The sequence below is a fragment of the Marinomonas posidonica IVIA-Po-181 genome, assembly GCF_000214215.1.
GTDB classification, from domain to species: domain Bacteria; phylum Pseudomonadota; class Gammaproteobacteria; order Pseudomonadales; family Marinomonadaceae; genus Marinomonas; species Marinomonas posidonica.
This window is the reverse complement of record NC_015559.1, coordinates 519,523-535,032: the sequence shown is the minus strand read 5'-3', so window position 1 is coordinate 535,032 and position 15,510 is coordinate 519,523. Positions and strand designations below refer to the sequence as shown.

Annotated in this window: 18 protein-coding genes; all 18 read right to left on the bottom strand. The window is 36.5% G+C overall.

Annotation, left to right across the window (positions count from 1 at the left end):
- Positions 1-2: 2 nt before the first annotated feature.
- Positions 3-605: a hypothetical protein gene (locus MAR181_RS18310; RefSeq protein WP_144011195.1), complete on the bottom strand. Its 603-nt coding sequence runs from the start codon at positions 603-605 to the stop codon at positions 3-5.
- Positions 606-1,179: 574 nt separating this feature from the next.
- Complete coding sequence (locus MAR181_RS02415; RefSeq protein ID WP_013795027.1) at positions 1,180-2,436, bottom strand: oligosaccharide flippase family protein; 1,257 nt, start codon at positions 2,434-2,436, stop codon at positions 1,180-1,182.
- Positions 2,437-2,445: 9 nt separating this feature from the next.
- On the bottom strand, positions 2,446-3,420 hold the full coding sequence (locus MAR181_RS02410) for an O-fucosyltransferase family protein (RefSeq protein ID WP_013795026.1): 975 nt from the start codon (positions 3,418-3,420) through the stop codon (positions 2,446-2,448).
- A complete protein-coding gene (locus MAR181_RS02405; protein WP_013795025.1) occupies positions 3,413-4,348 on the bottom strand; it encodes a glycosyltransferase family 17 protein in 936 nt (311 codons plus the stop codon). Before MAR181_RS02405 ends, MAR181_RS02410 begins: the two co-directional genes overlap by 8 nt.
- A gap of 20 nt (positions 4,349-4,368) precedes the next feature.
- Positions 4,369-5,055 (bottom strand): DUF3431 domain-containing protein, encoded by a 687-nt coding sequence (locus MAR181_RS02400; protein WP_013795024.1) that lies wholly within the window; start codon positions 5,053-5,055, stop codon positions 4,369-4,371.
- 155 nt (positions 5,056-5,210) lie between these two features.
- Entirely contained in the window at positions 5,211-5,390 is a 180-nt protein-coding gene (locus tag MAR181_RS02395) for a GDP-L-fucose synthase (protein WP_041651116.1), read from the bottom strand.
- A gap of 17 nt (positions 5,391-5,407) precedes the next feature.
- Positions 5,408-5,584 carry a hypothetical protein gene (locus tag MAR181_RS18530; protein WP_013795023.1) on the bottom strand — a complete coding sequence of 59 codons (177 nt, stop codon included), beginning with the start codon at positions 5,582-5,584 and terminating at the stop codon, positions 5,408-5,410.
- Positions 5,581-6,588 (bottom strand): glycosyltransferase family 17 protein, encoded by a 1,008-nt coding sequence (locus tag MAR181_RS02390; protein ID WP_013795022.1) that lies wholly within the window; start codon positions 6,586-6,588, stop codon positions 5,581-5,583. Before MAR181_RS02390 ends, MAR181_RS18530 begins: the two co-directional genes overlap by 4 nt.
- A 14-nt stretch (positions 6,589-6,602) precedes the next feature.
- Positions 6,603-7,310: a DUF5672 family protein gene (locus tag MAR181_RS02385; RefSeq protein WP_013795021.1), complete on the bottom strand. Its 708-nt coding sequence runs from the start codon at positions 7,308-7,310 to the stop codon at positions 6,603-6,605.
- Position 7,311: 1 nt separating this feature from the next.
- A complete protein-coding gene (rfbC, locus tag MAR181_RS02380) occupies positions 7,312-7,848 on the bottom strand; it encodes a dTDP-4-dehydrorhamnose 3,5-epimerase (RefSeq protein ID WP_013795020.1) in 537 nt (178 codons plus the stop codon).
- Positions 7,845-8,771, bottom strand: a complete 927-nt coding sequence (locus MAR181_RS02375) for an NAD-dependent epimerase/dehydratase family protein (protein ID WP_013795019.1) — start codon at positions 8,769-8,771, stop codon at positions 7,845-7,847. The genes rfbC and MAR181_RS02375 overlap by 4 nt, the downstream gene beginning before the upstream one ends.
- On the bottom strand, positions 8,771-10,087 hold the full coding sequence (gene rfbH, locus MAR181_RS02370; protein ID WP_013795018.1) for a lipopolysaccharide biosynthesis protein RfbH: 1,317 nt from the start codon (positions 10,085-10,087) through the stop codon (positions 8,771-8,773). Before rfbH ends, MAR181_RS02375 begins: the two co-directional genes overlap by 1 nt.
- Positions 10,074-11,144 (bottom strand): CDP-glucose 4,6-dehydratase, encoded by a 1,071-nt coding sequence (rfbG, locus tag MAR181_RS02365; protein WP_013795017.1) that lies wholly within the window; start codon positions 11,142-11,144, stop codon positions 10,074-10,076. The genes rfbH and rfbG overlap by 14 nt, the downstream gene beginning before the upstream one ends.
- A 2-nt stretch (positions 11,145-11,146) precedes the next feature.
- Positions 11,147-11,920, bottom strand: coding sequence for a glucose-1-phosphate cytidylyltransferase (rfbF, locus tag MAR181_RS02360; RefSeq protein WP_013795016.1), 774 nt, complete (start codon positions 11,918-11,920; stop codon positions 11,147-11,149).
- A gap of 17 nt (positions 11,921-11,937) precedes the next feature.
- A complete protein-coding gene (locus MAR181_RS02355; protein WP_041651546.1) occupies positions 11,938-12,915 on the bottom strand; it encodes a 2Fe-2S iron-sulfur cluster-binding protein in 978 nt (325 codons plus the stop codon).
- Between the two features lie 32 nt (positions 12,916-12,947).
- On the bottom strand, positions 12,948-13,412 hold the full coding sequence (locus tag MAR181_RS02350) for a GDP-mannose mannosyl hydrolase (protein WP_013795014.1): 465 nt from the start codon (positions 13,410-13,412) through the stop codon (positions 12,948-12,950).
- A complete protein-coding gene (gene fcl / locus MAR181_RS02345; protein WP_013795013.1) occupies positions 13,412-14,377 on the bottom strand; it encodes a GDP-L-fucose synthase in 966 nt (321 codons plus the stop codon). The genes MAR181_RS02350 and fcl overlap by 1 nt, the downstream gene beginning before the upstream one ends.
- Positions 14,377-15,504, bottom strand: coding sequence for a GDP-mannose 4,6-dehydratase (gmd, locus tag MAR181_RS02340; protein WP_013795012.1), 1,128 nt, complete (start codon positions 15,502-15,504; stop codon positions 14,377-14,379). The genes fcl and gmd overlap by 1 nt, the downstream gene beginning before the upstream one ends.
- Between the last annotated feature and the right edge of the window lie 6 nt (positions 15,505-15,510).

Below are 15,510 nucleotides of genomic sequence, written 5' to 3'. Positions count from 1 at the left end.
CCTTATAAAAAAACCGTATTGAAAAAAAACATTGAATTAGAGAAAATCACAAAAAACCAAAAAAAGTTGATTTTATTTTTTTGCAAGGAAAGCACCAATAACGATGAAACAGAACTTAGAGTAAACACTCTTATCGCGGCCTCTCCAGCAGTTGATAACATACCTATACTATAAAAGGAAATTAAGGCTATAGCACAACCTACATATGCATTAGTAACAAAATAAATCCAAATTTCTTTCGAATATCCAGACAATGACTTTCTATTATTATTCTTTTCCAGAAGAAGACAATTATATAATTGAATACTATTATTTATTTTTTTCATATCAACAAAAAAATAAATAAGTAAAGGCACAACAGACATAAATAAAAAGCGTACAAAGTTTAATTTTGAATTCAAATGTTCTCCTCTAAAAGAGGAAAAATATATCATTCCAAAAACGATAGAAAAACCTGATAAAACGCTAAGCCAAAAAGCCAACGAAAAATACAATCTAACCCCTATAACTCTTGAGAAAAACTTTAAATTCAAGAAAAGAATTGTAGGGACAGTTAAAAAACCAAATAAAGTTATTGCTGTAGAAAGATGTGTACCAAAAGACATATACAAGAACAGGATAGAAAAAAAATAAAAGAGTAGGGACTTTTTTCTAACAATAAAAAAAACTGAAAACGCATAAAAAAAAGATAAAGACAACCCCCCCCTTAACCTTATACTGAAAAATTCAAATAAAAACATATATGTAGAAAAAAACAGAACAATACAGATGAAAAAATCACTTAGTTTAGTTTTCTCCTGTATAAACATCCATTTCTTATATTTAACGAATATTAAGCTAGAAAAAACTATAAGAAACAATGAGATTAAAACTAGTAAAAAACGAAAACTTTCGTAAGAAAAATTTAAATAATAAAAAAACCTAACAAAATACACAAAAAAAAGATCACTACCAGTGCTCTCGTAGTTACTCGCTCTCATATTATATATGGCTTTATATGCTTCATAGTCAGGAAGTAATGTCTCGTTTATAAAAAAACGAGAGAGAAAATACAAAAAAACTGCACCAAATATAAAATAATGATTTCTTAACTTAACCAAAGCGACCACCCAGAAACTAAAAACTACTGTTCAATAACAGTATTTTCAAAAATTTAATTTTACATTTAAAATGTATTACTCAACGTTTATTTTTGAAAAACAGAAACACAAGCATAATAAATACAACTAAAACTTGTGAAAGCAAAAAAAGCCAAGCACCACCTGAAGAGCCAAAATCACTAACAATAGGATAAACAAGTATAAACATAAACACTGATGATATTAGAATTGCATAGCTGATTATTTTTTGCCAATTATTTGGAATAATAACTTGATCAGTTATGAAAGAACTTAGCGTCACAAAAAATGCACTAAAAGACATAATCTTCAACACGTAAACACTATCATTATAATCCCCTCCCCCCATCAAAACAACAATTTCACTAGAAAAGCAAAACATTACCAAACTGATAAGTAGAGCACAACAAGAAATACCTCCACCAGATATAATTAACATCTTTTGAGCGGCTTTTGTATTTGTTGAAAACAAGTAACACATTCTTGGGAAAAGAGCATGAGTCACAGGCTGCAGACATGTACCTGCTACACCTCTTACCCTTTCGGCTAAATTATAATATCCAAGTTCTGACATATTAGAGCTGGCGCCAAGGAAAAAAGGCACTATAGAAGAATTTAATGTATACAAAAAACCATTAGCAAAAAAAATAAAGTCAGAAGAAACAACACCATAAATTCGCTGCAATTTCGGATTCACAATTGAAAATAAATCTCTTTTCTTTAGCCAATATATGCAATATATACCAACAATAACAGATGAAAGACTATTCAACAATAAATATAGATAAGCATCTCGATCACTTAAAACAAACAAATATATAAATGGCAAAACTAATAATTTGTTTAAAAACAACATAAACTCCGACTCTTTAACCAATTCAAGGCCATTTAGATACCATAGAGGAGTTAAGAAGTTGCCGACAATTAAACCGATTGAACTAAAATACAAAATTTTTATATCAAAGTCCAAAGGCATAAAAAAAATTGTCATCAAGAAAAAAAACAAAACAAATATAGACAAAATTAGCTGAGCAAACCAAGCTTCAGAAAATAGCAATGTTCGCTCTTTCAAAGAGTCCCTTTTTTGAGATATCCGCCTTGTAGCACCATAATAAAATCCCCAGTTGACAAACCAAACCATATAATTAATAAGCAGCTGAACAAATACAACCTCCCCCCATTTTTCAGCGCCCATAACTCGCAAAAGATAAGGTAATGTTGCAAAAGTAATAATAATATTCAACATCTTAACAATGCCAAGACCAAAAATATTACCAACAATATTATTTCTAATTAAGAACGATTTTAATTTGACCACAGTTTCACTCTACCTACCAAATTTTCGTGGAAAGGCCTTAGATAGAAAAAACTTAACCGGTTTTTTTAGGTCTAATGGAATGTGCCTCGTCCAAGGAAGCCCAATTCCCATTGATAATGGAACACTTAAAGAATATTCTCTCTCATAAAAACTAGCAATCAACTCTGCATCTCCAATACAATCCTCATAAGTTTTAAGCTCTCCAGCATGTGTCATCCAATTCCAGTCTTTATAAATATTTGAAGGCATAGCCCACTTTCTTTTTTCATCACCAAACCTAGCCCAATGTTCAGGGGCAATAACAATCGGCTTATCTAGTCTAGTCTTTATTGGAAAATATGAAAAACTTGAATTAGAAACAACAATAGATCCTGCCCCACGCAATGCAGAATAACATTCTGCAACCCCTCCTTTGAGAACTTCATATTGAGGAAATAATGAATTTGCATACTCATTATCATCTGTAACTATTAGTATTTCTTGTTTACCCTTCAACTCTCGCATTTTAAGAATTGCTTTTTCCCAATAACTTTTAGGAAGAATTAACTTCTTATGCCTTTTATATTCCCCGCCCCTAATGTTTAGCACCAATACATCTGAATAGTTTCTCTCGAGATTAGAAATATGCTCACTAACTTTTATCCATTCTTTTAACTTATCTTCTTGACCATAGAAATACTTCTCACTTTGGAATAAACCAAAGAGTGCCACTCTACTTGGAAAATTTTCAACCCTTGAATCATAAGTAGAAGAAAAATATTTTATTTCAGGGTCATAAAAAAGTCTTTCATTAAAATTATCAACAGCTAATTCAGGATGAGGATCTAATTCATAATCTAACGTTAGAAAATCTTTCCCTTTAAATTTATCCAAATTGTCAATAACATGTACTCTGCCTGTGTGTTTGGCAATGGCTTGAGCAGCAGCGTATACCCAGAGCTGATTCCCTAATCCCTGCCCATCAAGAAACACTGTTTTAATCATTTTTTTCATCTCTGTTAATTTTTTTAAAGTATACTTCATCAAAAAGAGGCATTAAAAATATTTCTTCAGGAAAACTTTCATCTATTTCTACAACATTAAACTTTCGGTTCTGAAGTAGAATATCTTTATTACTCTTAAGCTTTGAATCCCAGCCTCCAAATGATATTTTATTTAAGAATTTAGATATTTCTGCTTTTAAACCTTGATAGGGAAGAGCATCTAGCTTATTTGAAATCGCATCGGCACCACCTAAATAACTAAAATGCCAACCAGCATTCTTAATAATCAAACCTGGCACATTTTTATGATCTGATGATGAATACCGAAGCAGATCTAGAGATTTTCCTTCAAGCATTGAATACTCAAACGCAACCGTTCCATACCAATTACATTTACTGACCTGATTATTAACCCAATACATATACCATTTCATTTCAAAATAAGAAGGTGACTCAATTTTTTTATTTCGAAATGATTTCACCACATTAGGATTTGGTATTTCATCAACATCACTTATAAAAACAATATCGCCATATTTAGCAATTTTAACTAAGCCCAATATAGCAGAATCTCTGTGCGTTATTTCCCTTTTAAGAGATGAATGTAAAATATTAGCAGGTCTGTTCGAATGCTTATGCTTATGAGGCACATCAAAGTTAGTTATATATTTTTTAAATTTACCACTTTCACTCTGTAAAAACGCCAAGTCTTTATTAGAAACTCTATTATAAATTATCTTATCTTCAAACTTTAAAAATCTTTCTCTATTTTTTAAGAAAAGCAATTCCTTTTTCTTTCCTGAAAAAGTCTCCTCACATTCTGTTATTACAAAAAAATCAACAAATTCATATAAGGACTTTAATCTCAACTCCAATAAATCTAATTCATTATAAAACAAAAAAACATCAATTAATTTTTTTTCACTCATATTCAGGCCTATCGCTTAAATTATTCTTTTGGGTAATTAAATATATACAACATACATCGTTCAGCATGATACGCTTCAACTGGAAAAAAATCATAGGTAACAACTCTATATAATTCTTTATAAAATTCAATTGGCCATCTTAATATATTTTCTTTAGTCACAATCATACAAGCTCCAGGAACGAAAGTAATATATTTTGGTTTTCTCATCCCCAAAAAATACTCCATAAATCCTTCAAGATTAGGAAAAAAACTCCCTCTTTTATACTTCCTGCAATACCAGTTATTTGCTAACTCCATATAGTAGCCTGGGGCAATATGTTGAGAAACAAAAATCCAACGAAAAAAACGGTGAAATTGTGGGCGGAAAGTCTTTTCCTCATGATACAAGGGAACAAACCCCTCTTCCTTAATTCTTATAAAAAAATTTTCTTTCGATATGTGTCTAGGAAATATATTGCCTTTTACAAACCCTACTCTGTTGGGGAGAGAATGATAATTTTCAATTATATAATCTAAATAATCACTTATATTATGACCCGTATTATTAGTCTTTTTATATTTCCCTTTAGCCTGTAGATAATCAGGAACTCCGCGTATGCCTTTATCATATATGCAATATGACTCACCTATATTTTCTATCAACTCTTCGGGATTAGTATTGTAGTTGGTAATCACCCAGAATATATCATCTATATTGAGTTTCATAAAAATACCTTTTAATTAGAGTTGCTATATACTTTACTTTAAAAAAACTCATTTGAAATTCCGATTATTATTAATAAATTTCTCAAAAATAACTTTTAAGTTTAAAAGTCGAGTAGCAAATTGTTAACTTACAAACCAAAATCGACTACATAAAGTCATTTTCTAAAATCATCTTGATTTTTTAAAAACCACTGATACGCCATGAATAAGCCTTCTTCTAAAGGCACTTTCGCATGCCATCCAAGAAGATTAAGACGAGAAATATCCATTAATTTTCTTGGCGCACCTTCCGGCTTACTGGTGTCCCACTCGATTTGCCCTTGATAACCTACCACTTTTGCGACGGTTTCTGTCAGCGCTTTGATTGAGAATAAAAACCACTACCAATAACTTTTTCTGGAACCAAAACACCATCACCTTGATCAAATATGACATATTCGCCAGTCGGCTTAATAACATCAATAATATCAGTTGGATCTTGTTTAAAATTACTTATTACCCAAAATATTTGTAAGTTTTTGACTGTCATACTATCTTCTTTAGTAAAATTTTGATTTTATAAATAAGTTTAAAAAGGTTTAACGTGGTTTTTTGGGTTATTCTCTTTAAATAGCTGTCAGTTTGAATATTTATATCTCGAACAGATATTAAGTCTTGATATCTTTCTAATATGATGGAAATTTCACTATCAAAAAAATGTTTGTCATTTAAGGCAACTCTAGTAAGGTTTGTCCCACTATCCCTCATAAAAATATCTCTTCCTTCATTAATATTTTTTTCAAGGTTAGACAAAATCAAGGGGTTATTAAACTCCTGATGCCCCCAACTTTGTATTTTTTCCTTGATCATTTCGATCCCGCCACAAGAAGTGAAATGATAACCAGCGTTTTTTACACTATCTTTTGACACTAAATTTCTTATTATTTTTGAGTCCATTCTGAGTAAATTGAATGATGTATTTTTGATCAAAGAATATCGTGAACTGATCGTACCAAGCCAGTCGGTGGCTTTATAATAGTCAAGAAAATAACGAAACTCATGTTGTTGATATACATACGGTTTTATTTTTTCTTTTTCTTTTTGACTATCCGAAAAAGTGCTAATAGATGGTATTTCATCTAAGTCAGAAACCAATATTATGTCATCATCATCAAAGTCTGCCATTGGAATATGGAGGCATTCTCTATGATAGCTATCTAAAACCCAATGAATCTGATCTTTTGAATAATGCTGATGAGATTCAAGTATTGAAAGAACCCTCAAAGATGAATCAGTATTTTTATTAGTTAAAAACTCAACAATAGATGCATAATTATCATGAGAGTCCTCTATTTTGTAGTAAATTATTTTTGATGAATATTTTTCAAAACGTTTCTTATTTTTTTCAAACACAAACTCTTTTGGCTTTCCTGTAAATGTTTGACAGGCTTCAACAATTAAAAATGCATCAACATATTCATAAAGATATGAAAGTCTTATTTCAAGCAAATCTAATTCTTGAAAAAACAAGAAAGAATCTATGATTTTGGGCATATTCTCTATATATCCTATTTTAGATAACGATTTAGTTTATAGAAAATACTCTTCTTCCCGCCAAAGCATGGATACTTACTATTTTTTCCAGACCATTGATGAAACAGAAACGGTTCAATGTTTTTATTTTCAGGTAGAGTTTTTTCCCTAGAAAAGTAGACAGCCAATGATAATGGAGCAAATTCTACTCCGTTAGACTGTAATATATGTCTATTCTTTACACACAAGAAACCATCCTCATGAAACAAAACATCTTCTGCACTCTCCCAATCTAATTTTAGCTCGCTAGGAAGGCTTAACATTTTTTTACTCCTAAGAGAAACAGAATTGCCACACCTAATGATATTGCCATAATAATCTCGATAGGAAAATTTATCTTTTGGTAACGGCCATGGAGCACCAATATAATCATATTCAAGAAAATCATCACACCATGCACTTGGATTTACTATAAATCCGTCAGCATGAATTAGTATAATGTAATCTGTATCTATATATTTATACAAATCAAAAACAACAAAGCGCCCCCATTCAGCAACATTGTTAAAAGGCTTTATTTTCACATGTTCATAAACATTACTTCCTGGGTTTGGGTCATAATGTGATAATAATAAAACGCGCTCGAAACATAGTTCTTTTATACTATATTCAATGGCCTTCACTGTTGCCTCAACTTCTGTAGTTGCAACAGAAACCAGGGTTACATTTGATATTTTTCTCACTCTAACTGCCTATTTTTGCATATGATATTTTCTGGAAAGATGCATCTCTCTCTGAAACTATAGGCTTCTTTACATGCCAATCAAATCCAAAACTATCCCAATGTATCCCCGTATCATTTTCAGGGGAATGTACTGTTGATGTTAAATACACAACAGTCGCATTTTCGGATAATGTTAAGAATCCATGCGCATAGCCTTTACCTATATACAAAGATTTTGCATTTTCTTGTGACAATATCGTCGAGAAATATTGACCGTATGTAAGTGAATCTTCTCTAATATCTACAGCAACATCTAATATTTCACCACAAGTAACATAAACTAGCTTTTCATGATCATGCGGTGGCATTTGAAAATGCATCCCCCTTAGAACATCTTTTTTTGATATTGAAAAAAAACTTTCTTTAAAATCGGCTTCAAGACCATATTCTTTAAATACACCTTCGTGAAATGTTTTAATAAAAACGCCTCTTTGATCCTCAAACTTTTTGTTTTTAATTTCAAAGACACCTTCTAGCTCTGTTTCAATAATATTCATATATTTTTAATCTTGAAATACTCAATCGTTTTTTTAATACCAGTTCTCACACCGTAATTAAGATCCCAACTTAAAAGCTTTTTTGCTTTTGAAACATCTGCATAGGAAACCAAATTTTCATTATCGGCACGGGCACCCCAATTAACATTTATACGCCTACCCAGTTCTTCCTCAATAATCGACACAATATCTCGAATACTCAAAGGGTGACCGGAACCTAAATTATATATTTCAAATTCAGGTTTAAAAGATAAATCAACCATTCTATCAATTGATTTCATATATGCATCAACTATATCTTTTACGTAAATCAAATCAATTTTCTGTAATCCCTCACTAAGACTAAACGGCTCAGCATTTAACCCCTTCTGTATAATGAGAGGAATCAATTTTGGGTTATCTTTTTCACCAAATGGAGAAAAAAGCTTAAATGTATTTATTAAAATCTGCTCTGAATATGTTTTCAAAACTGATTCAAAAGCAATTTTTGTTTTTGCATAATAATTAAATGCTTTAAGCTTAGCACTTTCATCTACTGGCAGGTAACTGCAATCGTACTCAAAAAAGGTCCCTGTATTAACAAATGCTTTTACACCGTTGGCGACCCCTATCTCTAGAAGCTGGGACGGAAAAGATACATTTACGTCAATCATATCTTCAATACTTGAGGAATCATCAACTTTTTTATATAAAGTGGCTAAATGCACAATAATATCAATTTTAACAGCCTCAAATACATTTTTAACTGGAACTAAATCCACATCGTAACTAACCACTTGGTCCATCAAATGTGTAATACGCCATAGATCCGATGTAGATCTTTTTAATACAACTACTTTATATTTCTGACCGAGCAATGCCTCAAGCAAATGGCTTCCTAAAAAGCCATTTGCCCCCGTTATTAAAATGGTCGGCTTCGCCATTAGAAATTCACACCAAAAAATTCTTCTATTTTTTCTGCGATATAATCCAGATGCTCTTTACCAAGCCCCGGATAGATACCTAGCCAAAGTGTTTGATTCATTGTGATATCAGTGTTGGTTAATTCCCCCTCGATTCTATAATCTACACCTTCAAAGTAAGGCTGACGAACGAGGCTTCCTGCAAATAGCAATCGTGTTCCAATTTTGCATTGATCTAGATATTTGGTGAGATCAACTCTATTAACACCTGCTGTCGTTTTAAGGGTAATCGGAAAACCAAACCAAGAAGGAGTTGAGTTTTCAGTAGGCTCCGTCAGTTCGATAAAGTCTGTTACGGTTGCAAGACGACCTTTTAAGTAATCAAAATTCGCATTACGCTTCTCAATAAATTCAGGCAGACGTTTCAACTGCGCCAAACCACACGCGGCTTGCATGTCCGTGATTTTCAGGTTGTAGCCTAGGTGAGAATATGTATATTTGTGATCATAACCTTGTGGCAAGGAGCCTAACTGCATGTTGAAACGCGTACCACAAGTGTTGTCACAACCAGGTTTACAGTAACAGTCGCGCCCCCAATCTCGGAACGACTCAGCAATGGAAATGAGTTGGCTGTTGTTGGTAAAAACCGCACCGCCTTCACCCATAGTCATATGATGAGCAGGATAGAAACTCAGTGTGGCAATATCACCCCATGTCCCAACCATTTTTCCTTCAAATGTTGCACCCAATGCATCACAGCAATCTTCCACTAACCAAAGGTTGTACTTTTCACACAAGGCTTTAACTTTACCAAGATTAAAAGGATTACCTAGTGTATGGGCAAGCATGATGGCTTTTGTTTTAGGTGTGATCGCAGCTTCGATCAAATCGGCATTGATATTGTGAGTCGTTAGATCAACATCAACAAATACTGGGACAGCACCAAACTGTACAATTGGATTAACTGTGGTTGGGAAACCAGCCGCCACACCAATTACTTCATCCCCTTTTTTGATAGCACGTTCACCAAGTTTAGGAGACGTCAATGTACTAAAGGCCACAAGGTTCGCAGAAGAACCAGAATTGACGGTGATAAGATGCTTAATACCAATAAACTCAGCCAGCTCTCTTTCAAACTGTTCATTAAAACGCCCTGTAGTGAGCCAGCCATCTAAAGACGCTTCAACCATGTACTGTAATTCTGTTGCTCCTATCACCTTGCCAGAGGGCGGTATCACCGTTTCGCCAGCGACAAACATTTTCTCTTGGTATTGTAACTTGGCATATTGCTCAACCAATACGGCGATTTCAGTACGTAATGTTTCAGTGGTTTGCATTGTGCATATCTCTCACATAATCGTTTATTTCGTTCAAGCAAGCTTGCTGCATGTCTTCATCATTCAACCAAGCTTTATGCCATGTGATAATTTTGCTTAAGGTTTGTTCCAAGTGCCATGTTGGCTGCCAATGTAATCTGGCTTTGGCTTTGGAAATATCCAGTTTAAGGTAACCTGCTTCATGGGGATGTGCGTTGTTATCCAATTGCCACGAAGCATTAGGCCATTTTGATACCATCTGATTGAGGATCCAATCTACAGGTTTGGCATCATTTTCTACTGGACCAAAATTCCATCCTTCGGCGTATGCGGCAGGCTGGTTATAGAGATGTTCTGCTAACACTAAATAACCTGCCAGCGGTTCTAAAACATGCTGCCAAGGACGAGTAGCGGCAGGGTTACGCACAGTCACGGGAGTTTCTTCTTCAAAAGCTCTTAGTATATCTGGAATGAGACGATCGGCCGCCCAATCCCCACCACCAATCACATTACCCGCGCGAGCAGATGCTAACCCAACGCCTGTTTCTTGCATAAAAGAACGTCGGTAAGCCGATGTAACAAGCTCCGCACAGCCTTTTGAACTACTGTATGGATCATAACCGCCCATGGCTTCGTCTTCACGATAACCCCATACCCACTCTTTATTCTCATAGCATTTATCGGTTGTCACACTGACAATGGCTTTTATATTGCGACATGATCTTGCTGATTCCAATACCTTAGCAGTACCCATGACGTTCACGTCATAAGTCTCAAGCGGCTCATGATAAGATAATCTCACAAGAGGCTGCGCAGCCATATGAATAACAATGTCAGGGTTGAAACTCTCCATGCTCGCAGAAATTTGCGCAAGATCTCGAATATCACCGATTTCTGATTCAATCTTATCGGCTACATTCGCCACTTCAAACAAGCTTGGCTGCGTTGGCGGCGCCAAAGCGTAACCTTTTACCACCGCCCCCATATTGGCCAACCACAGTGATAACCAACTACCTTTAAATCCCGTATGCCCAGTAAGGTAAACTCTTTTACCTTGCCAAAATGCTGAATTTACCATGGCTATTCCCAACTTTTCCAAGGCGCCTTACCAGACTGCCATAATTCTTCAAGATGTACTTTATCGCGTAGCGTATCCATTGGTTGCCAAAAACCTTTGTGTTCAAACGCCATCAATTGACCATCTTGAGCCAATCCAATCAAAGGCTCTTGCTCCCAAATACAGTCATCACTCGTAATCCGAGACAATACGGCAGGAGACAACACAAAGAAACCACCATTAATCATAGCGCCATCACCTTTGGGTTTTTCTTTAAAGTTTTTTACTTGGCCCTGTTTAATATCCAACGCACCAAAGCGACCAGGTGGGTAAGTCGCCGTTAATGTCGCCTGTTTACCATGCTGTCTATGAAAAGCGATAGATGCTGATATATCGATATCCCCGACCCCATCACCATAAGTAAAACAAAAATCATCTTCGTCTTTTACATACTCGGCCACTCGCCCTAAACGCCCCCCCGTCATCGACTCATCGCCCGTATCCACAAGCGTTACTGTCCATGGCTCAGCGCGTTTTTCGTGCACTTCCATACGGTTGTCTTTCATATTAAAAGTGACATCCGACATATGAAGAAAATAGTTAGCAAAATACTCTTTAATCACATAACCCTTGTAACCACAACATATAACAAAATCATTAATGCCGTGCGCAGAGTACATCTTCATAATATGCCAAAGAATAGGCTTACCGCCAACCTCAACCATAGGTTTTGGGCGAGCACTGGTTTCTTCGCTAAGACGTGTGCCTAACCCACCAGCCAAAATCACTACTTTCATAGTAAATATCCTATTAATTAAAAACTTTGCACAAAGGCATCAGAATGAAACCTATTTTCAGGCAATCCAGAGGCTAAGAACTTTTGCTTCGCTGACTGAATCATAGCATTTGAACCACAAGCGTATACCGCAGATGCACTAAAATCGGCTTGATTGGTTATCGCGTTGTCTTGCACATAGCCTGTTTCACCGGCCCAATCGGCCACAGGCTTTGACAACACATGATAAAAATCCACTTTTAACTTATGGAAATTTGCTTGCCAGACAAACTCTTCAGAGTATCGACTCCCCCAGTACACAGCAATAGGGTGCATCTGCTGATAATCAGGATCATGCTCAAGACGATGTAATATCGATTTGATCGGCGCAATACCAGTACCTGTCGCCAAAAAAATCAAGGGGGTATCAGCATCACGTAAAAAGAAAGTGCCTTTTGGCCCTTCTATTCTTAATAAGTCATTGGCTAGTATTTTATTAAACCAATAGTCACTCATCTGACCATTTTCAAAACGTTTAATCAGCAAGGTAATTTCTTTTTCTGAGCTTATGCTCGCAATGGAGTAGCTGCGACGAATAGAGTTCCAAATAACATCCAAATACTGACCTTCGATAAATTGAAAATTCGCAGTAGGTGGCAGGCGAAGTTTAACCTCCACGATGTTATCACTAAGATAAGCAACTTGACTCACACGCGCTGGTAAAGTTTTGATTTCAATACCGTGCAAAGCGCTCAAATCAACTGCGTCTATCTCAATGTCTGTCACAGCAGCACAACAACAGGTTAAAATCTTCTTGTCGTTTCTCTCTCGATCCGACAGCGCCAGTTGAGCTTGCAACTCGACAACATCACCTTTTAGTAAGGTGGCTTTACACACACCACATTGACCATTTTTGCAACTATACTCAAGCACCAAACCGGATTTCAATGCCGCGTCTAGTATCGATTGATCATCTTGCACGTCAAATTGCTTACTTTCTGTTGTGTTAACTAACATTTCGTTACCATTCATTATGAATCAAGCTTGAGCTAAGCAATGGATAGTCTATTAAGAAACACCTTGCTGTAGCTATGAACTGTGTCATCTTGATTAAGTGTATCAATATCTGCCCAGCGGTAATCTTGATGTTGATCACTTGGCAAAGATAAAAGTGAATCCAAATATATTCTGATCAAGTGAGACGCATTAATATAATGTGTTGATATGTTTTCACTAAAAACACTGTCATTGTAAAAGTGATCGTATAACCCGAGCAAAGTGGCGGATCGATAATTAAAGGGCTGCCCTAACTCACTATTAGATATACGCGTAAATGCATCAGACAGAGATTCATTTTTAAACACTCGACCACCAGGTACAAACCAATAGTCTTTGGCTGGAGCATTTTTACGCTTCCCCAGCAAAATTTGTTTTTTTTGGTTCAATACAATTAAATCTATTGAAAATAACGGTGCTGATTGAACGACTAATTTAAAATCTTCAGACGATAGCATCAGTGTCTAAAACCTGTTTGATTTTCTAAAAACCACGCATAGCTTTTAGTTAAACCTTGTTCCAAGCCAATCGTCGCTGTCCAACCTAGTCTCTCTAAACGTGATACGTCCATTAATTTTCTTGGCGCACCATCCGGCTTACTGGTGTCCCACTCGATTTGCCCTTGATAACCTACCACTTTTGCGACGGTTTCTGTCAGCGCTTTGATCGTACAATCCACTCCACTGCCCACGTTAATGTGTGACAACATAGGCTGTGTTTGTTTCTGATAAGTTAAATCGTCTAAATTCATCACAAAGATAGACGCCGCGGCCATATCGTCAACATACAAAAACTCACGCATGGGCATCCCTGTTCCCCATGCTTTTACCACTGGTGCATTGGCTTCTTTTGCTTCATGGAAGCGGCGGATTAGTGCCGGAATAACATGGCTGTTTTCTGGATGAAAATTATCGTTTTCACCATAAAGGTTTGTTGGCATGACGCTGCGGTAATCACGACCGTATTGACGGTTATAACTTTCACACAGCTTGATACCCGCTATTTTAGCGATTGCATACGGCTCGTTCGTTGGCTCTAAGGTCGCCGTTAGCAAAGCATCCTCTCTCATCGGCTGCTCCGCTAACTTTGGATAAATACAAGATGAACCCAAAAATAATAGCTTTTGAACATCATTCTTATGTGCTGCATGAATAATGTTGGCTTCAATCATTAGATTTTCATAGATAAAATCCGCAGGATAAGTGTTATTAGCGTGTATGCCACCTACTTTAGCCGCTGCCAAATACACCTGATCAATCGATTGTTCAGCAAAAAAACGCTGCACCACCTGCTGGCTCGTCAAATCCAATTCTGTGCGGTCGGCGGTAATAACGTCATTGTTAGGGTCTTGAGCCAGTTGGCGAACCAGTGCACTGCCCACCATCCCCTTGTGACCAGCAACAAATATACGTACCTTAGCCATTAACGCGCTTCCTCTACCGACACCGAGACATCATGACCATGCAGTTTTAAGAAGGCATGGCGTTGTGCCACTTTTAGATCTTCCATCACCATTTCAGCACACATTTCTTGCACTGTGATTTCCGGTGTCCAACCTAACTTCTGTTTCGCCTTACTAGGATCACCCAATAGGGTTTCTACTTCCGCAGGGCGGAAATAACGTGGGTCGATCTGCACCACGATATCGCCGACTTTCAAGGCTGGCGCTTTGTCGCCTTCGATAGCCGTTACGATACCTTTTTCATCCACGCCTTGACCTTCGAATGTTAACGTCACACCCAACTCTTTTGCAGACCATTCAATAAACTGGCGCACGGAATATTGCACGCCCGTTGCGATAACAAAGTCTTCCGGTTGATCTTGTTGCAACATCATCCACTGCATACGCACATAATCTTTCGCATGACCCCAGTCACGCAGCGCATCCATATTACCCATGTGCAAGCACTTCTCTAAACCTTGCGCAATGTTCGCCAAACCACGAGTAATCTTACGAGTCACAAAGGTCTCACCACGACGTGGCGATTCATGGTTAAACAAAATACCGTTGCACGCGTACATGCCATAAGATTCACGGTAGTTCACCACGATCCAGTAAGCATACATTTTCGCTACAGCGTATGGAGAGCGAGGATAAAATGGCGTGGTTTCTTTTTGTGGGGTTTCTTGCACAAGGCCGTAAAGCTCAGACGTCGACGCTTGATAAAACTTGGTTGTCTTTTCTAATCCTAGCAAACGAATCGCCTCCAACAAACGCAGTGTGCCCATGGCATCCACATCCGCTGTGTATTCAGGGGATTCAAACGAAACGGCCACATGAGACTGAGCACCTAAGTTGTACACTTCATCAGGCTTCACTTCTTGCAGAATACGCGTCAAATTAGAAGAGTCCGTCAAATCGCCGTAATGAAGAATAAAGCTCGCATTATCTACATGCGGATCTTGATAAATGTGATCCACACGCTGAGTGTTAAAAGAAGACGCACGACGTTTAATACCATGCACTTCGTAACCTTTTGCTAACAAGAATTCGGCTAGGTAAGAACCGTCTTGACCGGTTACGCCGGTGATAAGCGCTTTTTTCTTCATTATTTT